Source organism: Serratia sp. CY33802 (assembly GCF_052169095.1).
In the GTDB taxonomy this organism is placed as follows: domain Bacteria; phylum Pseudomonadota; class Gammaproteobacteria; order Enterobacterales; family Enterobacteriaceae; genus Serratia; species Serratia bockelmannii.
In genome coordinates, this window is record NZ_JBJNLL010000001.1 from 297,135 (window position 1) to 322,264 (window position 25,130).

Genomic DNA, 25,130 nt, shown 5'->3' on the forward strand with positions numbered 1-25,130 from the left:
TTCTTTCAATACCGGGACGGCTATGCATATCACGTTGCGTCAACTGGAAGTTTTCACCGAAGTGCTGAAAAGCGGTTCGACCACTCAGGCCTCGGTGGTGCTGGCGCTGTCGCAGTCGGCGGTCAGCGCGGCGCTGGCGGATCTGGAGGGGCAGCTGGGCGTGCAGCTGTTCGATCGCGTCGGCAAACGGCTGGTGATCAACGAGCACGGCCGGTTGCTGTATCCCAAGGCGCTGGCGCTGTTGGAACAGGCGGGGGAGATAGAGCAGCTGTTCCGCCATGACGGCGGGGCGCTGCGCATCGCCGCCAGCAGCACCATCGGCAACTACATGCTGCCGGAGATGATCGCCCGTTACCGTCGGGATTTTCCGGCCACGCCGCTGGAGCTGAACGTTGGCAACAGCCAGGACGTGATCGTAGCGGTGGCGGATTTTCGCGTCGATTTGGGGCTGATCGAAGGGCCTTGCCATATGCCGGAGCTGGTGACGCAGCCGTGGCTGGAGGACGAGCTGGTGGTGTTTGCCGCGCCGGACAATCCCTTGACCCACCAACCGCCGACGCTGGAGGCGCTGGCCAATGCGCCTTGGATCCTGCGCGAGCGTGGTTCGGGCACCCGCGAGGTGCTGGATCATCTGCTGTTGGCGCACCTGCCGCACTTCCAGCTGGTGATGGAACTCGGCAACTCGGAGGCGATCAAGCACGCGGTGCGGCACGGTATCGGCATCAGCTGCCTGTCGCGGCGTGTGGTGGCAGAACAGCTGGCCAGCGGCGCACTGGTAGAACTGCCGGTGCCGCTGCCGCCGCTGCGGCGCACCCTGTACCTGATCCGCCATCGGCAAAAGCACATTTCCAACGCCTTGCAGCGTTTTCTCAGCTATTGCGCGCTGTAATCGACAGCGCGTCACGTCCTCTGCTGCTGCGCAGGCCGAAGAAAGCATAAAAACCTGCGCGCGCTCACATTAATGAGAGTAAGTAAGGCCATAAGGGCCGCGGCTAATAATTGCCTCTGAATTATGAAGCTATCTTATATCAGTGCAATGTTGCTAGTTCACCGGCGGGTATTTGTTACAATCCGCCCTCATTTTTTCAAAGAGCAGATAGGGTACGAATGGCTCAGCAGGATATAAAAACATCGGGGCAGCAAGCACCCGGATTGCGCCGCGAGCTGAAAGCCCGGCATTTGACCATGATCGCCATCGGCGGCTCCATCGGCACCGGCCTGTTTGTGGCCTCGGGGGCCACGGTTTCTCAGGCAGGCCCCGGCGGGGCGCTGCTGTCTTACGCTCTGATCGGTTTGATGGTGTACTTCCTGATGACCAGCCTGGGCGAACTGGCGGCCTTTATGCCGGTCTCAGGTTCATTCTCCACTTACGGCGCCAAATACGTGGAAGAAGGCTTCGGCTTCGCGCTGGGCTGGAACTACTGGTACAACTGGGCGGTGACCATCGCCGTTGACCTGGTGGCCTCGCAGTTGGTAATGAACTACTGGTTCCCGGACACCCCAGGTTGGATCTGGAGCGCCTTGTTCCTCGGTCTGATGTTCCTGCTGAACTACATTTCGGTGAAAGGGTTCGGCGAGGCGGAATACTGGTTCGCGTTAATCAAGGTCAGCACGGTGATTATCTTCATCGCTGTCGGTGTGCTGATGATCGTCGGCATTCTGAAGGGCGGCGAGCATGCTGGCTGGCAGAACTGGACGGTAGGAGACGCGCCGTTTGCCGGCGGGTTCTCGGCGATGATCGGCGTGGCCATGATCGTCGGCTTCTCGTTCCAGGGCACCGAGCTCATCGGTATCGCGGCCGGCGAATCGGAGAATCCGGGTAAAAACATCCCACGCGCAGTGCGTCAGGTGTTCTGGCGTATCCTGCTGTTCTATATCTTCGCCATTCTGATCATCAGCCTGATCATTCCGTACACCGATCCGAGCCTGCTGCGCAACGACGTGAAAGACATCAGCGTCAGCCCGTTCACCCTGGTGTTCCAGCATGCCGGCCTGTTGTCGGCGGCGGCGGTGATGAACGCGGTGATCCTGACGGCGGTGCTGTCGGCCGGTAACTCGGGCATGTACGCATCGACCCGTATGCTGTACACCCTGGCATCGGAAGGCAAGGCGCCGCGCATTTTCGCCAAGCTGTCGAAAGGCGGCGTGCCGCGTAACGCGCTGTATGCGACCTGCGTGGTGGCTGGCCTGTGCTTCCTGACGTCAATGTTCGGCAACCAGTCGGTTTACCTGTGGCTGCTCAATACCTCGGGCATGACCGGTTTCATCGCCTGGTTGGGCATCGCCATCAGCCACTACCGTTTCCGTCGCGGTTACATGCTGCAGGGGCGCGATCTGAACGATTTGCCGTACCGTTCCGGGTTCTTCCCACTGGGGCCGATCTTCGCCTTCGTGCTGTGCCTGATCATTACCCTGGGGCAGAACTACCAGGCCTTCCTGCAAGATAAGATCGACTGGTACGGCGTGACCGCGACCTACATCGGCATTCCGCTGTTCCTGCTGATCTGGTTCGGTTACAAGCTGTCGCAAGGCACCCGTGTCGTGAAGTACAGCGAAATGGAATTCCCGAAGATGGACGTGAAGTAATTTTCGGTGAGTGATACGCGGCGGGGGTTCCCGCCGCGTTTGGCTTTACTTTTTCCCGCCTTTGGCTTCCGCCAGCGCCTGCTGCGCCGAACTCATCAAATCTTCCACCGTCGCATAATGCTGCGTCAGCGCCACAATGCCAGCGTTGAGTTGCATGTTCACCTCGCCGAACGCGCCAAAATCGTAAGGTGCCTCCAGCGGCGGCACGATGCGCGCCAGGAATTCGCTTTCCGCGCCGTAGGGCAGATCGTGCACCAGAATCAAAAACAGGCCGCCGGTATAGCGGCAGACGTAGTCGCTCGGGCGGATCAGCGTCTTGAGACGCTCGCCGACGGTGCGCAGTACGTCGTCGCCGATCTGGACGCCGTGGCTTTGGTAGAGCGCCGCCAGCGGACCGAACTCAAGAATGAACAGGTGGGAGATCGTCTGTGCCGCTGCGGGGCGGCAGATGCTACGCATCACCACCTCGCCGCCCGCGCGGTTGAGGAAGCCGGTCAGGCGATCGCGGTGCGACGCCTGCTGCTTCTCCCAGGCCAGCGTGACGTGCTGCACCAGTTGGCGGTGGTAGCGTGCGATCATGCCATGGGCCAGCACCAGCCACAGCGGCGCGAGGTCCGCCAGGACAAACAGATTTTGCACGCGCGACAGCGGTGCCGCCAGCAGGTAAGGCAGCGTCAGCGCGATCACCTCAAGCAGCGCGAAGCGTGGCGCGGCGGCGTGGCGCTGCATCAGCCAGCAGGCCAGAGCGGTGATGGTGAGGCCGGCGAAAAGTATTAAAACGAAGCGGCCCGACAGCATCGCCAGCGCGGCGCTGGCGCCGACCAGCAGCGTCCACAGCAACACCGTCACCAGCATGGCGTCCGGCCAGGCGGGTTGACGCCGGCGCGCCAGCCAGGCTCGCCCGGCGGTCAACAGCAGCAACAGCAGCAGCAGGCCGATACCGACCAGCGGTCGGTTCAGCCAGGCGTACCCCACCAACAGCGCGACCGGCCCTGCGGCATTCAGCCAGGGAGTGAGAGGAGAGGGCGTCAGCGTGAGACGCAGCTGGCGTTGAAACGGCTCGTCATCGGCCTGCAGCGGGCTGTATAACAGCCAGTTCAGCAGCGCCGGGCGTTTGGGCGTTGTCGCCGGAGATGGACTTCTCATTACAGCCTCGTCAATAAGGCCGCTCTTGCGGCGGCCTGAAGGTTTTTTGCACGCGCGGTGCTGTGGCTTTGGATTCTATGTGGTTTTGCCGTTATTTGTCAGAGTCTGGTCGGATCAGGGATCACTTTCAGAATAATGAACCTACTGGCCGCTGGCGGGGGTAAGCGTGGTGGTTTGAAAAATGGCGTGTAAAAACAAATTGTTACATTTCGATAACGCTGTTTTCACCGATTGATATGATTGATAAGTATTATCGTTTGCTTTATTGTGGACGGCTGCGCGCAGGCTGCTGCCGCACACTTTCCGGTTCACGGCGGACGCCTTCGCGCCGCTGTCATGATGGTTGTAACAGGTATCTTAACGAATGAGCGTATCCACCGATCCCATGACTGACGCCAAGGGGCAACCCAACGCCGGCGTGATGGGGCGTTATCAGCATATTCTTCGCCATCGCCTGATGATGATGGGCGTGTTGGCACTGGCGATCCTGGGCTCGCTGCTGCTGGATTTCACCATGGGGCCGTCCGGCCTGTCGCTGTCGTCTTTATGGCACACGCTGCTTGACCCCGCCGCGGCCGATGCCGGCACGCGGGTGATCGTCTGGGACATCCGATTGCCTTACGCGCTGATGGCGGTGGTGGTGGGCTTTGCGCTCGGCCTGGCCGGGGCGGAGATGCAGACCATCCTGAATAACCCGCTGGCCAGCCCCTTTACCCTCGGGGTGTCTTCCGCCGCGGCCTTTGGCGCCGCGCTGGCGATCGTGCTTGGCATCGGCATTCCGGGTATTCCCGATCAGTGGTTCATCTCCGCCAACGCCTTTATCTTCGCGCTGTTCGCCGCGCTGATGCTCGACGGCATTACGCGCTGGACGCGGGTCGCCACCTCCGGCGTGGTGCTGTTTGGCATCGCGCTGGTGTTTACCTTCAACGCGCTGGTCTCGATGATGCAGTTCATCGCCAGCGAGGACACGCTGCAGGGGCTGGTGTTCTGGACCATGGGCAGCCTGGCGCGCGCCTCGTGGGACAAGCTGGGCATTCTGTTCGGGGTGTTCGCCGTGCTGCTGCCGCTGTCGATGATGAGCTCGTGGAAACTGACCGCGCTGCGTCTGGGTGAAGACCGGGCGGTGAGCTTCGGCATTGACGTGCGCCGCCTGCGGCTGACCACGTTGCTGCGCATTAGCATGCTCTCGGCGCTGGCGGTGGCGTTCGTCGGGCCGATCGGCTTTATTGGCCTGGTGGCGCCGCACATCGCCCGCATGATCTTCGGCGAAGATCACCGTTTCTACCTGCCGGCCAGTGCGCTGATTGGCGCGCTGGTGCTGTCAATGGCCTCGGTGGCGTCGAAAAACCTGGTGCCCGGCGTGATCATTCCGGTGGGCATCGTGACGTCGCTGGTCGGGGTGCCGTTCTTCCTGAGCATTATTCTGCGCCACCGGGGGAACGTATGAGCCAGGGTTTACGGATAGAAAACTTCTCGGCGGGTTACCCGAAACGCCAGGTGATCGACAATCTCTCGGTGCCGATGCTGCCGCGCGGGCAAATCACCGTGCTGCTGGGGCCGAATGGCAGCGGCAAATCGACGCTGCTGCGCTCGCTGGCCGGGCTGAACCCGGCGCAGGGCAAGCTGTGGCTGGACGACGGCGATCTGATGCAGATGCCGTTCGCCCGTCGGGCGGAGAAAGTGGTGTACCTGCCGCAGTCGCTGCCCGCCGGGGTGCATCTGCACGTGCTGGAGTCGATCATCGTGGCGCAGCGCGCCTCGGGCGGCCGCAGCAACGCCGGCAGCGAAGCGGAGGTGATGGCTTTGCTGGAACAGCTGGGCATCGCCCACCTGGCGCTGAGCTATCTCGATCAGCTGTCCGGCGGCCAGAAACAGCTGGTGGGATTGGCGCAGTCGCTGATCCGTCAGCCGTCTCTGCTGCTGCTGGATGAGCCGCTGAGCGCGCTCGATCTCAACTACCAGTTCCACGTGATGGATTTGGTGCGCCGCGAAACCCGCAAGCGCAATATCGTGACGGTGGTGGTGGTGCATGACATCAACATCGCGCTGCGTCACGGCGACCACGTGCTGATGCTGCAGGATGGCGATCTGATCGCCGATGGCGCGCCGGATCAGGTGATTACGCCGCAGAGCCTGGCGCGGGTCTACGGCGTGCGCGGGCGCATCGAGCGTTGTTCGCAGGGCACGCCGCAGGTGCTGATAGACGGTCTGGTGAACCAGCCGACGATTTAATCCAAGAAAAAGCCCGGCATCGCCGGGCTTTCTTTATCGCGCAGCGTGGTTCAGGGCCTCGCTCACGCGTTCGACGACGTGCTGGGCGGTGACGATGCCGCCGGACAGATACACCTCGGCTGCCGGCAGGTAGACCACCTGGCCTTTTTTCACCGCCGTGGTTTTCTTCAGCGCGGTGCCGGTGAGGATTTTCTGCGGTGCCACCGCGTTCGGCCGCCCGGTCGCGGCGTCTCTGTCGATGACGAACAGCCAGTCCGGATTCAGTTTGGCGACCTGCTCAGGCGTCAGCTTGTTGCCGCGCACGTCTTTTTCGTCGGACTGCAGCGCGGACGAGAAGCCGAGGGCGTCATAGACGAAGCTGAAACGGCTCTTGGGCGCGTAAGCGCTGATCTTGCCGCCGGAGAACAGCACCACCAGCCCACGCCCGGCCTGGGTGGCCTGTGGTTTGACTGCGGCGATCTGCGCATCCAGCTTATCGATCGCCGCCTGCGCCTGTTGCTGCTTATCGAACAGCTCGCCCAGCTGCAGGGTGCGCTGTTTCAGGCTGCCCAACTGATCCTGCTGATCGACGGACATGTTCAGCGTCGGCGCCAGCGCGTTCAGCTCGTCATAAGCTTTGGACGCCCGGCCGGCGATCAGGATCAGGTCCGGCTTGGCGGCGCGCAGCACGGCCATATCCGGTTCGAACAGGGTGCCGGCATTGAGGTATTTGTCATCCTGATAGCGCTTCAGGCTATCCGGCAAGTTCTTGCGGTTGCCGGGCAGCGCCAGCGGTTCGACGCCCAGCAGCTGCAGCGTTTCCAGAGACGCGTAATCCAGCACCACGATGCGCTGCGGGTGCTTCTTCACCTCGGTGCTGCCGTTCAGGTGCTGGACGTTGACGGTGGCCGGAGTAGCGGCTATCGGCGTATCGGTTTTGCTGTGGCAACCCGCCAGCGCCATCGCGGCCAGCAGGGCGATCATCAGGGGGGAGCGGCGTAATCTCATGGAGCTTCCTCACGGTGATGGAATGAAAAGGGCGCGCAGCGCGCGCCCAGGGGCATCAGAAGTTGTAGGTCATGCCGACGGTGTAACGGCGGCCGTCCAGCGTGGTGCGGTAGTGATCGTAATCCACGGTTTTGTCGAGGATGTTGTAAACCCCGCCGGTCAACTGCAGGTTTTTCGCCGCCTGATAGCTCAGGCCCGCATCGACAAAGGTGTAGGACGGCGTGCTGGTCTCCATCGACGTGCGGCTCAGGTAGTCTGAGGTGCGGCTGCGGAAGTTAACGCGCGACCACAGGCTGAGGTCCTGCGTGGCCTGCCAGTCCAGCACGGTGTTGAGCATATGCTTCGGCATCTGGTTGAGCGCCTTGCCCTGGAACTCGCCGCTCTTCTGCTCGGAAGCGGTGTAGGTGTAGTTGGTGTTCCACTTCCAGTCTTTGTTGATCTGCCAGCCGAAGGTGGCTTCTACGCCGCGCATATTGGCTTTGTCGACGTTGACGCGATCGCTGATAAAGTCATAGACCTCGTTGCCGATCTTGCAGTCCGGCGTGTCTTCGCAGCGGCGGACTTCGGTGATCTTGTTCTTGAAATCGGTGTTGAAGACGGTCACGCCGGCGTTGACGCCTTTCAGGCTATCCCACATCAGGCCGATCTCTTCGCTCAGGCTCTTCTCCGGCTGCAGATCCGGGTTGCCGACGATGATGCCGTTACGCACGCCGCCACCGGTGACCTGGCCCCAGCTGGCGGAGGATTGGCGCAGATCCGGCGAACGGTAGCCGGCGGAGACGCCGCCTTTCATCGTCCACTGCTCGGTCAGGTGCCAGACGCCGTACATGCGCGGCGACCAGTGGCTGCCGAAGTTCTGATCGCGGTCCATACGGATGCCGCTGGTCAGGCTGAAGTCGTTGGTCAGCGCCCATTCGTCTTCGGCGAACAGCGCCCAGCTCCAGCGCGTCAGCTGGTTGACGTCTTTCGCCGAGCTCAGCTGGTTGCCGCTGTCGCCCAGTTTCTCATAGCGGTATTGGCCGCCGAGGTTCAGCATGTGGGAACCCAGCTCGAACTGGTTCTGGGTGTTGAAGATGGTGTTGTACATCTTCATCTTACGGCCCGGGTTGTTGGTCTCTTCCCGCTGAACGTAGCTGGTTGAGTTACCGAAGTCGTAATAACCGTTGTGGGTCAGCGAGTAGTTGGTGCGGGTGTAGAGATCTTCGCTGCGAGAGGTAGGTTTGCACTTGCCTTTGCTGCAGCGCTCCGCCACCACCGATTTGCCCGGCGTGCTGTTACGATCCTGCAGCGAGCGGCCGATTTCGAAGTCGAATTCGTTCTTCTCGTCCGGTGTCAGAGTGAACACCGCGGTGCCGCTGCGCATGCGCTGTTCGTTGTAACCGTTGGCGATTTTATCTTCGGCGCGGCGCGACAGCAGGCCGTTGACCCGCACGCCGAGCAGGCCTTCAATCAGCGGGCCGGAGGCGTAGGCGTTGGTCTGGAACAGATCGCCGGAATCGCGGTTTTCCTGAAGGGTGGCGTCGCCGTGTAGCGAGCCTTTCCACTCGGTGCGGGAAGTCTTGCGGGTGATGACGTTGATCACGCCGCCCATGGCGTCGGAACCGTACAGCGAAGACATCGGGCCGCGCACCACTTCGATGCGCTCGATGGCTTCCATCGGCGGCAGCCAGCCCTGTTCGATGCCGGCGTTGTCGCTGTTCGGACGGGTTCCGCGGGTGTCAACGCGCTTGCCGTCCACCAGGATCAGCGTGTACTTGGAGGACATGCCGCGGATGCTGATGTCGCTGCTGCTGGCGCCGCCGGTGACCACCACGCCAGGCACGTCTTTCAGCGCGTCGGTCACGTCGCGATAGGCCTTGTCTTCGATCTGCTGGCGCGGGATCACCGAGATGGACGCGGCGGAGTCCTGAATTTTTTGCTGGAAGCCGGAGGCGGTGACGACCATGGTGTCCTGGGTGTCGTCCTGCGGCGCGGCCAGTGCGGCGGTGGCGCTGAGTGAGGCAATCACCAGAGCGGCGAGCTTGCTGTAACGTGGCGTTTCCATGAGGTGAACCTTTCCTGGATTGAAGTGAAAGTAATTAACCAATTGAATTTCTAATGAAATTATTCATCGTTCGCTGAGAAATACTTCGCTTCGTCAGCGTTGCGTGAGGGTATTGTAAGGATTTTTTACTGAATGTAAACGCTAATGATAATTCATATCATTTGTATGCTTGTTCTGCTGACGGGAAAGGGTAACCGGATGAATTAAAGGGAAAAGCGGCGCAGCGGGCGTGCGCCGGGGAGGATCAGCGTTTCTGGATGTAGGTGATGGCCAGCGCCAGCGCCAGCACCAGGCCTTTGATAATATCCATGGCGTAGTAGGGCACCGACAGCATCACCAGGCCGTTTTGCAGCACGCCGAGGATCACTGCGCCGATCAGGGTGCCGAGCGCATTGGGTTTGCCGGAGCCCGCCAGCGAGAAACCGATATAGGCCGCCGCCACCGCGTCCATCAGATAGCCGCCGCCGGCATTGACCTGCGAAGAGCCGATACGTGACGCCAGCAAGATGCCGCCAAGCGCCGCCAGCCAGGAAGAAATGACGTAAGCGGCAACCCTGTAACGTACGGTGCGGATACCCGACAGACGCGCAGCCTCGGGGTTGCCGCCGATGGCGTACATCCGGCGGCCGTGCTTGGTCAACGAGAGGAACAGCTGTACCGCCACGGTGACCGCCAACATGATCAGCACGATCACCGGCACCTGGCCGAGGGCGGAAAACACCTCTGGGATCAGGCCTTCCGCCATGTCGCCATTCGGCAGCACCATGTTTTGGGTGATGGAGCCGCCGTAGCTGTAGGTCATCGCTACGCCCTGGATCACGAACAGGCTGGCCAGCGTCGCCAGCATATCGGGAATTCTGAACACCACGATCAGCAGGGCGTTGAACAGGCCGACCAGCGTGCACAGCAGCAGCGTCACCACGATGGCGCCGGTGGTGCCGAACCCGTGCCAGACGAACAGTGAAATCACCAGCGCGTTGGCCAGCGAGGCGGTCGAGCCGACCGACAGATCGAAACCGCCGACCGACAGCGAGATAGAGACGCCGATGGCGATCACCGTCACGATGGCGATCGAACGCAGGATATTGATGATGTTATTGGCATCGAGAAAGTTGTCCGACGCCAGGCCAAACAGGGCGATCAGCGCCGCGACGGTCAGCAGCATGCCCCACTTGTAGAGGAAATCAAACAGCTGTTGGCGCCAGGGCAGCGCAGGCCGCAAGGCAAATTCTTTACTCACGCAGGGGTTCCTCCGGTGGAATAGAGCAATAAGGTTTCTTCGTCGATGTCGGCGGCGTTCAACTCCGCCACGATGCGGCCGTCCCACAGCACGCAGATGCGATCGCACAGGCCAATCAGCTCGGCGAACTCGCCGGAGGCGTAAATCACGCCTTTGCCGGCGTGAGCCAGGCCGTCGATCAGGCTGAACAGCTCCTGCTTGGCCTTGATGTCCACGCCCTTGGTCGGCTCATCGAAGATCAGCACCTCGGCGTTGCCGCGCAGCCACTTGCCGATCGCCACTTTTTGCTGATTGCCGCCGGACAGGCGCGCCAGCCGCTGTTGCGGGCCGGAGGCGCGAATGTTCAGACGCTGCATGATCTCGCGCGCCCAGCGCAGCTCTTGCCGCCGGCTGAACAGGCTCCAGCGCGAGAAGCTGTCGTCGGCGCTGACGCTCAGGTTCATCGGGATCGCCTCATCGATAAAAATGCCTTCTTTGCGGCGCTCTTCCGGCACCAGCGCCAATCCTTGTTCGACCGACAGGTGCGGCGCGCGTGGCGCCCAGGGCTGCCCGCGCAGTTCGCCGCGCTCGAGCTGCACGGTGCTGGCGCCGAACAATGCCTTGCACAGTTCGGTTTTGCCCGCTCCGGCCAGCCCGGCGATGCCGAGGATCTCTCCTTCATGCAGCCGCAGCGAAACGTCGCGCAGCTTATGGCGATCGCGCAAGCCCTCCACCTGCAGCAGCTTACGCCCAGCGTGCGGCGGGCGCGGCGGCGGGAAAATGTCGTCCAGCCGGTGGCCGAGCATTTTCTCGACGATCTGTTCGCCGCTCAGCCCGCGCATGGCGTCTTCGCTGACGCGCCGCCCGTCGCGCAGCACCGTCAGCCGATCACAAATGTCGCTCAGTTCGTGGATGCGGTGAGAAATGAACACGATGCCGATGCCTTCGGATTGCAGGCGGCGCACCACGTTGAACAGGCGCTCGCTCTCGGCGCGATCGAGCGGCGCGGTCGGTTCATCGAGCACCAAAAAACGGCAGCGGTGCGACAGCGCGCGCGCCAGCAGCACCTGCTGTTTTTCCGCCAGCGTGCAGTCCGCCAGGCGTCTGCGCGGGTTGAGCGGCAGCGCCCATTGCTGCAGCAGCTGCGCGGCGCGGCGGTGCAGCTCCGCCCAGTTCAGCCAGTGGCCCGGCTCGTTCAGCCAGTCCAGCATGATGTTCTCCGCCACCGACAGCGTGGGGATCAGCGCGACGTCGACCTCTTGCTGTACCACGTGAATGCCGTGGCGGCGCGCCTGCAGCGGGGAATGAATTTCCACTGCCCGGCCGTCGATCAGGATCTCGCCGCGGTAGTGATCGTGGGCGCCGGAGAGGATCGCCATCAGCGTCGACTTGCCCGCGCCGTTGGCGCCGACCAGCGCATGGATTGAACCGCCCTGCAGCGTGAAGTCCACGTCCTGCAGCGCGTTGAAGCCGGCGAAGGCGATCGAGATATTGCGCATCTCGAGGCGTGAAGGCGTTGCGGTTGACATAGGGTAGTAAGGCCGTTTAGATGTTTAGATGGCTGTTTTGCTCTGTTGTAACACAGATTGCGCCGTTGGCAACCAACAAAATGGCATAACGGCGATGAAAAACGTCGAGAGGCAGGGGCGCAACCCGCGTCAGGCTGCGCCGGTGCGAGAAGCGGTCAGAAGGTGGTGGGGGTGTGTGCGCTGACGATGCGGCAAATGCGCGCCGAGGTATTGCTGAAGCTGTGCGGAATGCCGGTGTTGATGGCGTAACTCTGGCCGGCGGTCAGGCAATAGCTCTGGCCGTTGATGGTTAGCACAATCTCGCCCTCCAGCAGGGTGCCTATCTCTTCGCCCTGGTGCTTGATCTTTTCACCGGTGGTGGTGCCGGGCTGGTAGGTTTCCAGCATCATCGCCAGGTTGCGCGTCGGGCTGCCGTTGTGCACCAGCTTCATCGACACCCCCTGGCTGCCGATCTCAATCAGATCTTCGGCGTCGATCACCACGCGCGGTTCGTCGGCGGCTTCCGGTTCGGCAAAGAATTCAGACAGCGACAGGCCATACACCTTCAGCAGCTTTTGCAGCGTGCTGATGGCCGGGCTGACCTTGTCCTGTTCGATGGTGCTGATCGCACTGTGGGTTAACCCGGACAGTTCGGCGACCCGGCGCTGTGACAAACCCAATTGCTGACGGATCTGCGACAGGCGTTTGCCCGGTGCCAAGCTGACTTCGCTCATAGCGGTACTTCCTTCTGGTAAGGGCGACAGGCAGAAATGAAGATCGCTATCGGGTGCCTGTCTGGTCGATAACGATACTGCATGATATCGGTAGTTAGGGTGGGTTTGGAAAATATATTGCCCATGTTCACTCTTGGTGCGTTGGACAAAATAGTTGACGTGAAAATGGCAGTAAGGCCTTTTCGGTCAATATTTTATCAATTTAGCAGCCGCTGGCGAATAATCAAACAGGATTGTAACATTTGCAAACCCATTCTGTTAATACTATGTTTCATATTGTGGATGTTATTTTGAGCGCCCGGCAGCGGCGCGGCCTGACGAGAAATCCAATCATGTGTTGAATCGAACGGTGGACGGGCGCCAACGCGCCTTCAGAGCATAATGGCGGGTGACGTATGCAAACCAATAGCGCAGCAGTTGAACATTTTGCACAGCATCATGAAGAGAGGCGAAGTAGCGCGTTCCAAAATGAGGTTGCTCATTATTTGGAACGCCATCCCGCCACGCAGTATGTCGATATCCTTCTCACCGATCTTAATGGTTCCTTCCGCGGCAAACGCATACCCGTCTCTGGGTTAAAAAAACTGGAAAAAGGCAGCTACTTCCCCGCGTCGGTGTTCGCCATGGACATCCTTGGCAACGTGGTGGAGGAGACCGGCCTTGGGCAGGAGCTCGGCGAACCAGACCGCATTTGCCTGCCGGTGCCCGGTTCGCTGACGCCGTCAGCCGCCGATCCGGAGCACATCGGCCAGGTGCTGCTCACCATGTTGGATGAAGATGGCACTCCCTTTGACGTTGAACCCCGCAATGTGCTGAACCGCGTGTGGCAGGCGCTGCGACAGCGCGGTTTGTTTCCGGTGGCAGCGGTAGAGCTGGAGTTTTATCTCATCGATAGGCTGCGCGACGCGGAAGGCGATCTGCAGCCGCCGTGTGCGCCCGGCACTCAGGAACGCAACACCCAAAGCCAGGTGTACTCCGTCGATAACCTGAACCATTTCGCCGAGGTGCTGAACGATATCGACGCGCTGGCGAAGCTGCAGGGGCTGCCGGCGGACGGCGCGGTGGCGGAGGCGTCGCCGGGGCAGTTCGAGGTCAACCTGCGTCATACCGACGACATCCTGCTGGCCTGCGACCACGCGCTGGCGCTGAAGCGGCTGGTGCGGCTGGTCGCCGAGAACCACGACATGCACGCCACCTTTATGGCCAAACCCTATGAGGATTACGCCGGCAGCGGCATGCACGTGCATGTCAGCATGCAGGATAGTGCGGGCAACAACCTGTTTGCCGACGCCGAAGGCGAGGATTCGCCGCTCTTGAAACAGGCATTGGCCGGGATGATCACCCTGATGCCGGCGTCGATGGCGCTGCTGGCGCCGAACGTCAACGCCTACCGGCGCTTCCAGCCGGGGATGTATGTGCCGATCCAGGCCGCCTGGGGCCACAACAACCGCACCGTGGCGCTGCGCATTCCCTGCGGCGAACCGGAGAACCACCGGGTGGAGTACCGCGTGGCCGGCGCCGATGCCAATCCTTATCTGGTGATGGCGGCGATCCTGGCCGGCATGCTGTACGGGCTGGACAACCTACTGCCGCTGCCTGAGCCGGTGACCGGCAACGGGCTGGAGCAGGAAGGGCTGCCGCTGCCGATCCGCCAGAGCGACGCGCTGTACGAGTTTGAACATCAGCACGCCCTGACGCACTATCTGGGCGAGCGTTTCACCCAGGTGTATCACGCCTGCAAGACCGACGAACTGCTGCAGTTTGAACGGCGGGTGACGGAAACCGAGATCGACTGGATGTTGAAAAATGCCTGAATGGGCGTATAAAGTAAGAGGTATGTGCGGGTGACTGGCCTGCCGGCAGCGGAATAATTCGCCTGCCGGGCTGGTTTTCCGTGCGATCGACAAAAAGAATTTGTATTTGAGGGTTTCCGGATCTTGTCATTCGGAGGCATTCTGGTGCAAAATATCTCAAATGCAGATAGCCGACGTTTTGAAAGCGTCGGTTATTTTTTTTGCATTATGTTTTACCAACGTAGCGTTTCATACACCAAGCGAGGCCGGACACCGATCCGGATAGATAAATAGTTTCGTGCACGATCAAACAAAACTTTATGGTCGTGACTCATGAGGATTAGAAAGATGGGGCAATTTTTCACTTTAGCGCCGGTGCCCGCCGGTTTCCGCTGTGGCCGCAGCGACTATGGAGCAGCCGAGGTTTCCTCGACCCGTTATCCAGCTTACAACCCCCTTCTTTTAGAATTAAGTCGCTCGTTGCGAAGTTTCCCCGCAACCTTAAGTCTTGGCGTGTCCGCCATCCGCAAGGCTCAAGGTAAGGGGGGGCTGAACAATGTCCGATAACACCATCAACGCCGCTCCGGCTCAGCGCACTCAGCTGCGTAAAACCCTGACATTAGTTCCGGTAGTGATGATGGGCTTGGCTTACCTGCAGCCAATGACCATTTTCGATACCTTCGGCATCGTATCCGGTTTGACCGATGGTCACGTCGCGACCGCGTACGCCTTCGCTCTGCTGGCGATCCTGTTTACCGCCCTGAGCTACGGCAAGCTGGTGAAGAAGTTCCCTTCCGCCGGTTCCGCCTACACCTACGCCCAGAAAGCCATCAGCCCGCACGTCGGCTTTATGGTGGGCTGGTCATCGCTGCTGGACTATCTGTTCATGCCGATGATCAACATTTTGCTGGCCAAGATTTACCTGGAAGCGATCTTCCCGGGCGTACCGTCCTGGATCTTCGTGGCGGTGCTGGTCGGCTTGATGACGATTTTCAACCTGCGCGGCATCAAGCTGGTGGCTAACCTGAACTCCATCATCGTGGTGGTGCAGGTGGCGATCATGATCGTGTTCCTCGGCCTGGTGATCAACGGTATTTACCACGGCGAAGGCGCCGGTACGCTGGTCAGCAGCCGCCCGTTCTGGTCCGATAACGCCCACGTGGTGCCGATGATTACCGGCGCGACCATCCTGTGCTTCTCGTTCCTGGGCTTCGACGGCATCAGCTCGCTGTCCGAAGAGACCAAAGACGCGGAAAAAGTGATCCCGAAAGCCATCTTCCTTACGGCGCTGATCGGCGGCATCATCTTTATCGTGGTGTCTTACTTCGTGCAGCTGTACTTCCCGGACATCTCGCGCTTCAAGGATCCGGACGCCTCACAGCCTGAAATCATGCTGTACGTGGCGGGCAAGTTCTTCCAGTCGGTGATCCTGGTGTTCTCCTGCGTGACGGTATTGGCGTCGGGCATGGCGGCGCACGCGGGCGTTTCGCGTCTGATGTACGTGATGGGCCGCGACGGCGTGTTCCCGACTCGCTTCTTCGGCTATGTGCATCCGAAGTGGCGTACCCCGGCGCTGAACGTGCTCCTGGTTGGCGCCATCGCGTTGTCCGCGGTGTCGTTTGACCTGGTGACCGCGACCGCGCTGATCAACTTCGGTGCGCTGGTGGCCTTCACCTTCGTCAACCTGTCGGTGATCTCGCAGTTCTATATTCGCGACAAGATGAACCGCACCGTGAAGGACACATTTAACTACCTGATCCTGCCGGTGATGGGCGCACTGACCGTCGGCGCGCTGTGGATCAACCTGGAAGCCAGCTCGATGACGCTGGGCCTGGTTTGGGCGGCCATCGGCCTGATCTACCTGGCCTTCGTCACCCGCAGCTTCCGTCTGCCGGTGCCGCAAGCGAGCGAAGACGCCGCCTAAGCGCGAGCCGTCTCCTCAGCCACAAAAAAGGCCGCTTTCGCGGCCTTTTCCTTTTCTGCTTGCTGCGGGGTTTATCCCACCAACTCTTTGCCGTAATCGAACAGCGCTTTCAACAGGGCGGTTTTCTCTTTGTCGCCTTCGTGCAGGTTATACAGCGATTCGAGCTGCAGCAGGTAACTCTGCACGCGCTCTGCGCTCAGCGCTTCCTGGCGGTGTTGCAGCCAGCGACGTTGCTCGGCGTCGTCCAGCGTATTCGGGTAGTTGCGCGCGCGGAAGCGGAACAGCAGCTCTTTCATGCGGCCGTCGCTGAAGGCCAGATCCAGCGCCGGCAGGTTCTGCGGCTTGGTCTGCTGGATAATCCTCATCGCCGCCTTGTCGGCGTCGCTGAAGAAACCGTCGTACAAGCGGGCGTCGACGTCGTCGGCGCCTTTGAACGGCTCGGCTTCGGCGAACAGCGCGACCACTTTCTCGCGCACTTCCGGATGCTGTTTCAGCAGCTGCAGATTTTGCAGACACGCCTGACGATCGATGCCCAGCCGCTCGGCATTCTCCGGCAGCAGGGTTTTGGCCGGCGCCAGCACCGGGCATTTGTTGATGTGCACCAGCTTGATCGGCACCGGTGCCTGATCCGGCGCCAGATCGTCACGGCGGGTATACAGCCGTTCACGCAGCTGCTCGGCGCTCAGCGTCAACAGCGGCGTCATGTCGCCGGCCAGATCGCACATGATCACCGCGTTCTTGTTGTCCGGGTGCCAGGCCAGCGGCGACACCCAGCTGGTATTGCCGCGCGCCGCGCCGAACATGCCGGAGACGTGCACCAGCGGCGTCATGTCGGCGACGTCGATCAGGGCGTTCAGCTTGTGCTTGTTGCGGTGCTGCAGCAGGAAATCGAACAGCCGCGGCTGTGCCTGTTTGACCAGCTTGGCCATGGCGATAGTGGCGTAAACGTCCGACATCGCGTCGTGAGCCTGCGTGTGCTCGACGCCGTTGGCGCGCGTCAGATGTTCCAGGCGGAAGCTGGGGAAACCGTCTTCGTTTTCCGGCCAAACGATGCCGTCCGGGCGCAGAGCGTAGCAGGCGCGCATCACATCCAGCAGATCCCAGCGCGAGTTGCCGTTTTGCCAGCTGTAGGCGTAGGGATCGTAGAAGTTGCGATAGAAGATATTGCGGCTCACTTCGTCATCGAAGCGGATGTTGTTGTAACCGAGAATGCAGGTGCCGGCCACGCTGAAGGCCTGATGGATTTGGCGGGTGAACTCGGCCTCGTTAACCCCTTTAGCACGTGCCACCTGCGGCGTGATGCCGGTGATCATCACCGCCTCGGGTTCCGGCAGGTAGTCATCAGCCGGGGCGCAGTAGATGACCAGCGGCTCTTCGATAACGTTGAAATCCATATCGGTGCGCACGCCGGCGAACTGCGCCGGGCGGTCCAGCGACGGGCTCTTGCCGAAGGTCTCGTAATCGTGGATATAAAATGTGGCCGGTGCCTTGCTGCTCAAAATCGCGTCTCTTCAGTGGCGGATACAATATGCCTCTATTGTAACGGCGTAGGGAGCGATGCCAAGCGGCGGTTAGCGAAATGCGCGCAATTACGCACGGCGATAGAAATCCAGCCGCTGGTGAAAGTAGGGGAGCAGGTGGTCGGGGATCTGTCGTTCTGTTTCCGCCTGGGTCGAAGCGATGCCGTAGCGCTCGTTGTAGATCACGCTGATGGCCAGCAAATCGGCTTCTATTTTCTCGCGTTGCGCCTGCGGTAAGCTATCCAGCTTTCGAACCATCGTTATCTCCCTGTTAACCTTAGGGTATAATAGGATCGTTAGCGGGTCTTGTCCCTACCCATTCCGAGGGGAGGTGGACGCCTGCGCGCTTTGCTGCGAGCTGGGGGCCAGACTGTGGCGCGCGGCGAACTCGCTCTGCGCCTGGTGCGCATTGAGGCGATCTGCCCGGTTATACAGCGAACAGGCGCCGCTTATCACCGCCCCCCAAAACAGGGCGCACAGCAGTAAAACCCCCAACCAGATTTTTTGGTTATAGGTCATAGGTCCTCCACGGACGAGAAGAGAAATAACATTGACCGTTAAATTAAATCAGGCACTACATCAATGGTATTTAAACGGCAGAGATTAATCATCCAATCTACGCGCTTCTTTTGTTACTAAAGCCACGATGGATGTTTCAAAAGATTCCTTAAGATAATATTAAGAAAAGTGATTCTGGGCGCCGTAATTCTATTTAATATTTGTTTAAATATCCGCAGATACAATCACCCACATTCAATACCAATGTGGGTGACAATGATGAAAACGCTACTGTTAACCGGCGCTACCGGCTTTCTCGGTGGTGCAGTTCTCGAAAAATTATTGATTGAAAATCAGTCTATTAATTATCTTTTGCTGGTGCGCGCCGATGATGCGCAGCAAGGATTGGCCCGTATTCGTACGAATATGGAAAAGTTTAATATCGACGCGAATCTGCTGTCTAAAATTACGATAGAAAATATATTGTTGGGCGACCTTTCCGAGCCGGCCGAATTTTTAACTGACGCACGTATTAACAATGTCACGCACGTTATTAACTGCGCGGCCGTTGCTTCATTTGGTAATAACCCGCTCATTTGGAAGGTAAACGTAGAAGGCACCCTGGCCTTTGCCGAAAGAATGGCGCAGGTGCCGGGATTAAAACGCTTTCTGCATGTTGGTACCGCCATGTCCTGTTCCCCGGAACCGGGTTCGCTGGTGGCGGAGAGCGGCGAATTTGAGGAAGATGCCGAGCATCTGGTGGAATATACGCGTTCCAAATCCACCATCGAACAGCTGATGCGCCAACGCTGCCCGCAAATGCCGCTGACCATCGCTCGTCCGTCGATTGTCGTGGGCCACACCCGCCTGGGCTGCCAGCCTTCGAGCAGCATTTTCTGGGTGTTTGGCATGGCGCTGATGCTGCGCAAGTTTATGTGCTCGCTGCAGGACAATATCGACGTGATCCCGGTGGACTACTGTGCGGATGCGCTGGTGATGCTGATGAACAGCGAAACGCTGGAGAACGACGTTTATCACATCTCCGCCGGTGAAGAGCGCAGCGTCAGCTTTGCCGAAATCGACCGCGCCATGGCGGCAGCGCTGGAAAAAGCGCCGGTGGGCGATGAGTATGCGCAGGTGACGTATGACGCGTTGGTGAAAATGCGCCGTCAGCTGAAAGACATTTTCGGCCCGTGCAACGAGCGGCTGATGCTGAAGGCGATGCGCCTGTACGGCTCGTTCGCCATGCTCAACGTGCGTTTCAGCAACGAGAAGATCCTCAAGCTGGGCATGCCGAAACCGCCGCGCTTCACCGACTACATCGCCGGTTGCGTGCAGTCGACTCGCGGGTTGTCTATCCAGCAGCAGATGGTGGTGGACTTCAAATAACCGCCGGGCGCAGCGGGCGCCCGAGGTTGCTCTGCTACCAGGACGAAGAGGACCAGAAGACGCGGCCGAGCACTACCAGTTGCTCCTTGCGCTGCTGATAGCTGAGATGCTCGTCCTGGTACTCTTCACGGTTGAGGGAGCGGATGATGACGCCGCCGTCCGGCTGCTCGATCAGCACCTTCACCCGCAGCAAATTGCCGTGGCGGATGGCGTAGGTCTTGCCCTCGCGGATGCGCGTGTCGTCGGTGTTGATGCCGACCACGTCGCCATCCTGCAGACGCGGTTCCATGCTGGAGCCGGAGATGCGGATAATGCGCGCGGCGTTGACCGCCACCCCCATCTTGTGCAGATAGTAACGGCGGAAGATCAGCGAAAATTCCTCGCGATCGACGATTTCGTAGCAGCCGTCGCCGGCGGAAAAATCAATATCCAGCAGCGGGATCTCCACAAACTCTTCCTTGTCCTGTTCGGTATCTTCCCATACCACCGGTTTTAAACGGGCGGGCTGGAAGTCCGACTCCGCCGCCACGTTGTCAAACGGGCGCACCAGCTGCTTTTCATGAAACACGTCGAACCAGCCCTTGGGCAAATTCAGCTTGGCCTCGATCCGCCTGGCCAGATTGTCGCCAAGATTGCGGGAGGATTTCTCCCCGATGATTTGGCTCAGCGTCGGCGCGGAAGACTCAACCAGCGTGGCGAATTCATTCTGGTTGACGCCTTGCCGGGCGTAGCGGGCCATCAATTCGCGCAGATTGTTGCGCCTGATTTCTTTAGTTTCCATCGTGCAATGATCGCACTCTTTAGCAAAAAGGTAAATAACGATTTTGCTAAAAAACACTTGCGCATGATTTAGCAATTAGCTAAAACAAAAAGGGTGAGCCAAGGGTTCACCTGTGCGGGGCGGCCTGTCATGATGAGGGGCCGCTCAGTGAAATCAAACGAGAGAGGGACTTTACGATGTATAAGATTGATTACAATAGCTACCGATCGGTCGCCAGCTTCGGCCACCGCGTGCGTTTTCTGGTGCTGCACTACACGGCGCAAAACTTCGCCGACTCGGTGAAGTCGTTGACCGGAAAATCGGTTAGCGCGCACTATCTGGTGCCGGATCCGACCGAGGCCACCTATCAGGCCGCCGGCTTCAGCGGCGTGCGCATTTTCAACCTGGTGGACGAGAACGAGCGCGCCTGGCATGCCGGCACCAGCCAGTGGGGCACCCGCAGCAATATCAACGACACCTCGATCGGCATCGAGATCGTTAACCTGGCGAGCGGCGACGGTGGAAACATCACCTTCCCGCCGTTCAATCCGCAGCAGATCGAGGCGGTCACCCAGCTGGCGCAGAACATCCTGCAGCGTTATCCGGACATCTCGCCGGTGAACGTGGTGGCGCACTCCGATATCGCGCCGGGCCGCAAGAGCGATCCGGGCCCGCAGTTCCCGTGGCAGCAGCTGTATCAGGCCGGCGTCGGCGCCTGGTATGACGAAGCGACCAAGCAGCAGCGCCAGCAGGAATACTGCAGCCAGGGCCTGCCGGCGCAGGCCGATTTGCTGAAACTGTTCGCCCAATATGGCTACGACACCTCGGCGGCGAACACCGCAGAAGGCTATCGCCAGCTGGTGCGCGCGTTCCAGCTGCACTTCCGTCAGCAGAAGTATGACGGCGTGATGGATGTCGAAACCGCCGCCGTTCTGCGCGCGCTGGTCGACAAGTACGCCGCCTGAGCCTGACCGCGAATGGGGGACGCCTCATTCGCCTTTTCCTCGCCGGGCTTCCTCCGCTAAAATAACGGCCTGGCTGGTCTTTATCGGAGGCATTGTGCGCCTCGATCGAAAAATCTCTTCCCTTGAACTGCTGACCTATCGCCACTACCGCATCGTACACGGCGTGCGCATCGGGCTGGCGTTTATTCTGACCTTTCTGCTGATCCGCCTGCTGGCGGTGCCCGAAGGCACCTGGCCGCTGATCACCCTGGTGGTGGTGATGGGGCCGATCTCGTTTTGGGGCAACGTGCTGCAGCGGGCGCTGCAACGCATTGCCGGCACGGTGTTCGGCGCCGCGTCCGGCCTGATCGCCCTGTATCTGGAACTCTATTCGCTGCCGCTGATGCTGGCTTGGTGCGGCGTGGTGATGTTCGTCTGCGGTTACCTGACGCTCGGCAAACGGCCGTATATGGCGCTGCTGGTGGGGATCACGCTGGCGGTGGTATGCGGCGCGGGCGCCGGTGACATGCACACCGCGCTGTGGCGCAGCGGCGACGTGATCTTCGGTTCGCTGCTGGCGCTGCTGTTCACCAGCATCTACCCACAGCGCGCCTACATTCTGTGGCGCATGCAAATGGCGGACTGCCTGCAAACCGCCGCCCGCCTCTACGGCGCGTATTTTTCGCCGAACGTTATCGAGCGGCCGCGGCTGGAGCCGCAGCTCAAGGATCTGTTGAATCAGGTGGTGAAGCTGCGCAGCCTGATCGTGCCCGCCAGCAAGGAAACCCGCATCCCCAAAGCGGTGTTCGAGGCGGTGCAAACCCTCAGCCGCAATTTGGTGTGTACACTGGAGCTGATGGCCGACGCCTACTGGGCCTCGCGCGAAACGCACTTCATCATGTTGAACGCCCGCACGCTGCGCAGTACCCAACTGCTGACGCTGAGCTCGCTGGAATCGCTGGCGGTGCTGATGCGCGAAGGGCCGCAGGCGCAGCGGCAGGCGGTGGCGGGGCAGCTGGCGGAGATCGCCGGCGAGCTGAAAACGCTGATGCAGGAGGTCAGCCTCGGCCAGCACGGCGAAGCGCCGATTTACGGCTACGTTTGGCTCAGCATGGAGCTGGCGCAGCAGTTGGAAGAGTTGGGGGATCTGCTCCAGGTTTGTACCGCCGCCGGGCGTGAATAGGGGGTCAGATCATGAAGGCGGCGCTTTGGGTTTTGGCCGCCGGGGCAAAGTGGGTAAGATAAGGCAATCACTGTTGTGCCGGACCGCCACAAACCTGTATCTTGGTGCCATGTGGCCGTAAGCAAATGAATCTGTGTATTACTAAAGCAAGGGTATAAAGATGGATAATGCAAATAAGCCGAGTTTCCAGGACGTGCTGGAGTTTGTGCGTATGTTCCGCCGCAAAAACAAACTGCAACGCGAGATCGTCGACAACGAAAAGAAAATTCGTGATAACCAGAAGCGCGTGCTGCTGCTCGACAACCTGAGCGAGTACATCAAGCCCGGCATGAGCATTGAAGACATTCAGGGCATCATCGCCAACATGCGCAGCGACTACGAAGATCGCGTTGATGACTACATCATCAAAAATGCCGATCTGTCCAAAGAGCGCCGCGAGCTGTCCAAAAAGCTGAAAGCGATGGGCGAAGTGAAGTAACCCGCTTTATCGGGCCGGGCGTCCTGCCTGGCCCGCATCCTTATCCCGCCTGATTTTCCGTTCTTGCCGACACTGCCGTTTTCGTTGGGGCGTTCCCCGGCGGCCGAAGGCGCCTCCCCATCCTGCCCGATCTGCAGGTGACCGCCGGGGAACGCTTGTTACTGCCCCGCACCGTACATGTCGAAGTCGAAATACCTGTCGTTGATTTTCTTGTAAGTGCCGTTGGCGCGGATCGCCTGCAGCGCGGCGTTGAAGGCGTTCAGCAGCGCGGTATCGTCTTTGCGCACCCCGATGCCGTCGCCGACGCCGAAGTATTTGCTGTCGGTCAGCTCGGCGCCGATAAAGGCGAAATCTTTGCCGCCGGGCGTTTTGAAGAACTCGCTGGCGCTGACGCTGGCCAGCAGCGACGCATCCAGGCGGCCGTTGGCCAAATCTTCGTTCACTTCCTGTTGGCTTTGGTAAGCCACCACGTTAACGCCGGCCGGGCGCCACAGCGCGTTGGCATAGGCCTCCTGGCTGGAGCCTTGCTGCACGCCGACCGATTTGCCCTTCAGCGAGGCGGCGGTCGGCTGCAGGTTGCTGCCCTTATGCGCCACCAGCCGCGCCGGGGCGTTGGATACCTTGCTGGAGAAGGCGATCTGCTGCCGGCGCTGCGGCGTGATGGTCATCGACGAGGCGATGGCGTCGAACTTCTTCGCCTGTAGGCCGGGGATCATGCCGTCCCAACTGCTTTCCACCCACACGCATTTGGCCTGCATCTGGTCGCACAGCGCCTGGGCGATATCGACGCCGAAGCCGGTCAGCTTGCCCTGCGGGTTTTTATACTCCAGCGGCGGAAAGGTGGGATCGATGCCCAGCTTGATCACTTTGCCGCTAAATTCACCGCTCAGCGCGGGAAAACTCGCGGCCAGCGGCAGCAACAACAACAGCCCTTTGATGGTTTTCATGTCATTTCCTTAGCGTTGGCGATTAAACCGCGGGGCGAGCCAAAAAACGCTCGACCAATTTGACCCAGTAGGTGGCGCCTAGTGACAGACTGTCGTCATTGAAGTCATAACCGGGGTTGTGCAGGGAATTGCCCGGCGTAGCGGGGCCGTTGCCGATCGAGATGTAGCTGCCCGGGCACTTTTCCAGCATAAAGGCGAAATCTTCGCTGGCGGTAAACGGCCGCAGCGTGGGGATAACCCGGCTCTCTCCTGCCCATTCCAGGGCTACGGCGCGCGCCAGCTCGGTTTCTGCCGGATGGTTCACCAGCACCGGGTAGCCGTGCTGATAGTCGATCTCCGCGCGGGCGCCGAAGCTGGCGGCCTGCGCCGTGACCAGCTCGGTAATGCGCTGCTCCAGCCGCTCACGCACCGCCGCCGTCAGCGCGCGCACGCTGAGCGTCAGAGTGGCGGTCGCCGGGATCACGTTGGCGGCCTGGCCGGCCTGCATCGCCCCCACGGTGACGATCGCCGTTTCCTGCGGTTCGATATTGCGCGCCACGATGGTTTGCAGGCTCATGACGATGGCCGCGCAGGCCACTACCGGATCGACGGTGCTCTGCGGCACCGCGCCGTGGCCGCCGTGGCCGTGCAGGGTGATGTGTACCGTATCGGCCGAGCACATAAAGGGGCCGCTGGCGAAGCCCAGGTGGCCGGTAGGGAAACCGGGCACGTTGTGCATGGCGAACACCGCATCGCAGGGGAAGCGCTCAAACAGGCCGTCTTCGATCATCACTCTGGCGCCGCCGCCGCCTTCTTCCGCTGGCTGAAAGATCAGGTGCAGGGTGCCGCTGAAGTTCGGCTGCCGCGCCAGATAGCGCGCCGCCGCCAACAGCATGGCGGTGTGCCCGTCGTGGCCGCAGGCGTGCATCACCCCGGCATGGGTGCTGGCGTGCGGCAAGCCGGTTGTTTCGGCAATCGGCAGGGCGTCCATGTCGGCGCGGATGCCGAGCGATTTTCCCGGCCCATGTTGCAGTGTGGCGACAACACCGGTTTGTCCTACGCCGCGCGTGATGCGGTAACCCCATTCCGCCAGCCGTTGCGCCACCAGATCCGAGGTGGCGAACTCCTGGAATCCCAGCTCCGGGTGGGCGTGAAGGTGGCGGCGAAGGGCGACCATCTCATCATGAACGGCGGCGATATCAGGCAGTACCAGTGAATGCATCATCACGATCTCCGGCAAAGGGCCCCGGCTAACGGGC

The 25,130-nt window shown here is 60.5% G+C and carries 22 protein-coding genes; 10 read left to right on the forward strand and 12 right to left on the reverse strand.

Annotation, left to right across the window (positions count from 1 at the left end; genetic code table 11):
• Positions 1 to 22 precede the first annotated feature (22 nt).
• Together yieE and ACJ8HA_RS01460 are read left to right on the forward strand one after the other, a co-directional pair.
• A complete protein-coding gene (yieE, locus tag ACJ8HA_RS01455; RefSeq protein WP_025303536.1) occupies positions 23 to 889 on the forward strand; it encodes a DNA-binding transcriptional regulator YeiE in 867 nt (288 codons plus the stop codon).
• A gap of 218 nt (positions 890 to 1,107) precedes the next feature.
• On the forward strand, positions 1,108 to 2,586 hold the full coding sequence (locus ACJ8HA_RS01460) for an amino acid permease (protein WP_025303535.1): 1,479 nt from the start codon (positions 1,108 to 1,110) through the stop codon (positions 2,584 to 2,586).
• A gap of 45 nt (positions 2,587 to 2,631) precedes the next feature.
• Here the strand turns inward: ACJ8HA_RS01460 and ACJ8HA_RS01465 are convergent, their stop codons facing one another.
• Positions 2,632 to 3,732: a GGDEF domain-containing protein gene (locus tag ACJ8HA_RS01465; protein WP_049294860.1), complete on the reverse strand. Its 1,101-nt coding sequence runs from the start codon at positions 3,730 to 3,732 to the stop codon at positions 2,632 to 2,634.
• A gap of 364 nt (positions 3,733 to 4,096) precedes the next feature.
• Between ACJ8HA_RS01465 and ACJ8HA_RS01470 the strand changes: the two genes are divergently transcribed.
• Both ACJ8HA_RS01470 and ACJ8HA_RS01475 read left to right on the forward strand, forming a co-directional pair.
• A complete protein-coding gene (locus tag ACJ8HA_RS01470) occupies positions 4,097 to 5,179 on the forward strand; it encodes a FecCD family ABC transporter permease (RefSeq protein WP_025303533.1) in 1,083 nt (360 codons plus the stop codon).
• The gene (locus ACJ8HA_RS01475; RefSeq protein WP_004935663.1) at positions 5,176 to 5,964 is read left to right on the forward strand and encodes an ABC transporter ATP-binding protein; all 789 of its coding nucleotides are present in this window, start codon (positions 5,176 to 5,178) and stop codon (positions 5,962 to 5,964) included. The genes ACJ8HA_RS01470 and ACJ8HA_RS01475 overlap by 4 nt, the downstream gene beginning before the upstream one ends.
• Positions 5,965 to 5,997: 33 nt before the next feature.
• On the opposite strand, the gene ACJ8HA_RS01480 is transcribed toward ACJ8HA_RS01475, so the two are convergent.
• The 5 genes from ACJ8HA_RS01480 to puuR all read right to left on the reverse strand — a co-directional run bounded on the left by ACJ8HA_RS01480 (position 5,998) and on the right by puuR (position 12,456).
• Complete coding sequence (locus tag ACJ8HA_RS01480) at positions 5,998 to 6,951, reverse strand: siderophore ABC transporter substrate-binding protein (RefSeq protein WP_049205275.1); 954 nt, start codon at positions 6,949 to 6,951, stop codon at positions 5,998 to 6,000.
• Between the two features lie 55 nt (positions 6,952 to 7,006).
• Positions 7,007 to 8,995, reverse strand: coding sequence for a ligand-gated channel protein (locus ACJ8HA_RS01485; protein WP_049205277.1), 1,989 nt, complete (start codon positions 8,993 to 8,995; stop codon positions 7,007 to 7,009).
• A 244-nt stretch (positions 8,996 to 9,239) separates the two neighbouring features.
• Entirely contained in the window at positions 9,240 to 10,235 is a 996-nt protein-coding gene (locus ACJ8HA_RS01490) for an ABC transporter permease (RefSeq protein ID WP_016926998.1), read from the reverse strand.
• Positions 10,232 to 11,743, reverse strand: coding sequence for a sugar ABC transporter ATP-binding protein (locus ACJ8HA_RS01495; RefSeq protein WP_049294859.1), 1,512 nt, complete (start codon positions 11,741 to 11,743; stop codon positions 10,232 to 10,234). Before ACJ8HA_RS01495 ends, ACJ8HA_RS01490 begins: the two co-directional genes overlap by 4 nt.
• Before the next feature lie 155 nt (positions 11,744 to 11,898).
• The gene (puuR, locus tag ACJ8HA_RS01500) at positions 11,899 to 12,456 is read right to left on the reverse strand and encodes an HTH-type transcriptional regulator PuuR (RefSeq protein WP_025303528.1); all 558 of its coding nucleotides are present in this window, start codon (positions 12,454 to 12,456) and stop codon (positions 11,899 to 11,901) included.
• A gap of 395 nt (positions 12,457 to 12,851) precedes the next feature.
• Here puuR and ACJ8HA_RS01505 point away from each other — a divergent pair, with 395 nt between their 5' ends.
• Positions 12,852 to 14,270: a glutamine synthetase family protein gene (locus ACJ8HA_RS01505; protein WP_025303527.1), complete on the forward strand. Its 1,419-nt coding sequence runs from the start codon at positions 12,852 to 12,854 to the stop codon at positions 14,268 to 14,270.
• A 535-nt stretch (positions 14,271 to 14,805) separates the two neighbouring features.
• Positions 14,806 to 16,173: an APC family permease gene (locus tag ACJ8HA_RS01510; RefSeq protein WP_025303526.1), complete on the forward strand. Its 1,368-nt coding sequence runs from the start codon at positions 14,806 to 14,808 to the stop codon at positions 16,171 to 16,173.
• 71 nt (positions 16,174 to 16,244) lie between these two features.
• Here the strand turns inward: ACJ8HA_RS01510 and sbcB are convergent, their stop codons facing one another.
• From sbcB to ACJ8HA_RS01525, 3 genes are all read right to left on the reverse strand, one after another.
• Positions 16,245 to 17,672, reverse strand: a complete 1,428-nt coding sequence (sbcB, locus tag ACJ8HA_RS01515; RefSeq protein WP_089196082.1) for an exodeoxyribonuclease I — start codon at positions 17,670 to 17,672, stop codon at positions 16,245 to 16,247.
• 90 nt (positions 17,673 to 17,762) lie between these two features.
• Positions 17,763 to 17,951 carry a DNA polymerase III subunit theta gene (locus tag ACJ8HA_RS01520; RefSeq protein ID WP_025303524.1) on the reverse strand — a complete coding sequence of 63 codons (189 nt, stop codon included), beginning with the start codon at positions 17,949 to 17,951 and terminating at the stop codon, positions 17,763 to 17,765.
• Positions 17,952 to 18,005: 54 nt separating this feature from the next.
• Positions 18,006 to 18,212: a hypothetical protein gene (locus ACJ8HA_RS01525; RefSeq protein WP_149570617.1), complete on the reverse strand. Its 207-nt coding sequence runs from the start codon at positions 18,210 to 18,212 to the stop codon at positions 18,006 to 18,008.
• A gap of 258 nt (positions 18,213 to 18,470) precedes the next feature.
• Here ACJ8HA_RS01525 and ACJ8HA_RS01530 point away from each other — a divergent pair, with 258 nt between their 5' ends.
• On the forward strand, positions 18,471 to 19,580 hold the full coding sequence (locus tag ACJ8HA_RS01530; protein ID WP_025303522.1) for an SDR family oxidoreductase: 1,110 nt from the start codon (positions 18,471 to 18,473) through the stop codon (positions 19,578 to 19,580).
• A 34-nt stretch (positions 19,581 to 19,614) separates the two neighbouring features.
• Here ACJ8HA_RS01530 and ACJ8HA_RS01535 read toward each other — a convergent pair whose 3' ends face one another.
• Positions 19,615 to 20,361 (reverse strand): S24 family peptidase, encoded by a 747-nt coding sequence (locus ACJ8HA_RS01535; protein WP_033643785.1) that lies wholly within the window; start codon positions 20,359 to 20,361, stop codon positions 19,615 to 19,617.
• Positions 20,362 to 20,537: 176 nt separating this feature from the next.
• Between ACJ8HA_RS01535 and ACJ8HA_RS01540 the strand changes: the two genes are divergently transcribed.
• From ACJ8HA_RS01540 to tmaR, 3 genes are all read left to right on the forward strand, one after another.
• Positions 20,538 to 21,305, forward strand: a complete 768-nt coding sequence (locus ACJ8HA_RS01540) for an N-acetylmuramoyl-L-alanine amidase (RefSeq protein WP_025303521.1) — start codon at positions 20,538 to 20,540, stop codon at positions 21,303 to 21,305.
• 94 nt (positions 21,306 to 21,399) lie between these two features.
• Positions 21,400 to 22,467, forward strand: a complete 1,068-nt coding sequence (locus ACJ8HA_RS01545; protein WP_025303520.1) for an FUSC family protein — start codon at positions 21,400 to 21,402, stop codon at positions 22,465 to 22,467.
• A 160-nt stretch (positions 22,468 to 22,627) separates the two neighbouring features.
• The gene (tmaR, locus tag ACJ8HA_RS01550; RefSeq protein ID WP_004935612.1) at positions 22,628 to 22,945 is read left to right on the forward strand and encodes a PTS system regulator TmaR; all 318 of its coding nucleotides are present in this window, start codon (positions 22,628 to 22,630) and stop codon (positions 22,943 to 22,945) included.
• 158 nt (positions 22,946 to 23,103) lie between these two features.
• Here tmaR and ACJ8HA_RS01555 read toward each other — a convergent pair whose 3' ends face one another.
• Both ACJ8HA_RS01555 and ACJ8HA_RS01560 read right to left on the reverse strand, forming a co-directional pair.
• On the reverse strand, positions 23,104 to 23,892 hold the full coding sequence (locus ACJ8HA_RS01555) for an ABC transporter substrate-binding protein (protein ID WP_089196081.1): 789 nt from the start codon (positions 23,890 to 23,892) through the stop codon (positions 23,104 to 23,106).
• A 22-nt stretch (positions 23,893 to 23,914) separates the two neighbouring features.
• The gene (locus tag ACJ8HA_RS01560) at positions 23,915 to 25,096 is read right to left on the reverse strand and encodes a M20 aminoacylase family protein (RefSeq protein ID WP_311271719.1); all 1,182 of its coding nucleotides are present in this window, start codon (positions 25,094 to 25,096) and stop codon (positions 23,915 to 23,917) included.
• Positions 25,097 to 25,130: the final 34 nt, after the last annotated feature.

Excerpts from the sequence above, each read along its gene's own strand:
- ACJ8HA_RS01475 (WP_004935663.1), top strand. The coding sequence starts at position 5,176 with ATGAGCCAGGGTTTACGGATAGAAAACTTCTCGGCGGGTTACCCGAAA.
- ACJ8HA_RS01470 (WP_025303533.1), top strand. The coding sequence starts at position 4,097 with ATGAGCGTATCCACCGATCCCATGACTGACGCCAAGGGGCAACCCAAC.
- ACJ8HA_RS01530 (WP_025303522.1), top strand. The coding sequence starts at position 18,471 with ATGAAAACGCTACTGTTAACCGGCGCTACCGGCTTTCTCGGTGGTGCA.
- tmaR (WP_004935612.1), top strand. The coding sequence starts at position 22,628 with ATGGATAATGCAAATAAGCCGAGTTTCCAGGACGTGCTGGAGTTTGTG.
- ACJ8HA_RS01520 (WP_025303524.1), bottom strand. The coding sequence starts at position 17,951 with ATGGTTCGAAAGCTGGATAGCTTACCGCAGGCGCAACGCGAGAAAATA.
- ACJ8HA_RS01460 (WP_025303535.1), top strand. The coding sequence starts at position 1,108 with ATGGCTCAGCAGGATATAAAAACATCGGGGCAGCAAGCACCCGGATTG.
- ACJ8HA_RS01540 (WP_025303521.1), top strand. The coding sequence starts at position 20,538 with ATGTATAAGATTGATTACAATAGCTACCGATCGGTCGCCAGCTTCGGC.
- ACJ8HA_RS01535 (WP_033643785.1), bottom strand. The coding sequence starts at position 20,361 with ATGGAAACTAAAGAAATCAGGCGCAACAATCTGCGCGAATTGATGGCC.
- puuR (WP_025303528.1), bottom strand. The coding sequence starts at position 12,456 with ATGAGCGAAGTCAGCTTGGCACCGGGCAAACGCCTGTCGCAGATCCGT.
- ACJ8HA_RS01495 (WP_049294859.1), bottom strand. The coding sequence starts at position 11,743 with ATGTCAACCGCAACGCCTTCACGCCTCGAGATGCGCAATATCTCGATC.
- ACJ8HA_RS01560 (WP_311271719.1), bottom strand. The coding sequence starts at position 25,096 with ATGATGCATTCACTGGTACTGCCTGATATCGCCGCCGTTCATGATGAG.
- ACJ8HA_RS01525 (WP_149570617.1), bottom strand. The coding sequence starts at position 18,212 with ATGACCTATAACCAAAAAATCTGGTTGGGGGTTTTACTGCTGTGCGCC.
- ACJ8HA_RS01505 (WP_025303527.1), top strand. The coding sequence starts at position 12,852 with ATGCAAACCAATAGCGCAGCAGTTGAACATTTTGCACAGCATCATGAA.
- ACJ8HA_RS01465 (WP_049294860.1), bottom strand. The coding sequence starts at position 3,732 with ATGAGAAGTCCATCTCCGGCGACAACGCCCAAACGCCCGGCGCTGCTG.
- ACJ8HA_RS01555 (WP_089196081.1), bottom strand. The coding sequence starts at position 23,892 with ATGAAAACCATCAAAGGGCTGTTGTTGTTGCTGCCGCTGGCCGCGAGT.
- ACJ8HA_RS01485 (WP_049205277.1), bottom strand. The coding sequence starts at position 8,995 with ATGGAAACGCCACGTTACAGCAAGCTCGCCGCTCTGGTGATTGCCTCA.
- ACJ8HA_RS01480 (WP_049205275.1), bottom strand. The coding sequence starts at position 6,951 with ATGAGATTACGCCGCTCCCCCCTGATGATCGCCCTGCTGGCCGCGATG.
- ACJ8HA_RS01510 (WP_025303526.1), top strand. The coding sequence starts at position 14,806 with ATGTCCGATAACACCATCAACGCCGCTCCGGCTCAGCGCACTCAGCTG.
- yieE (WP_025303536.1), top strand. The coding sequence starts at position 23 with ATGCATATCACGTTGCGTCAACTGGAAGTTTTCACCGAAGTGCTGAAA.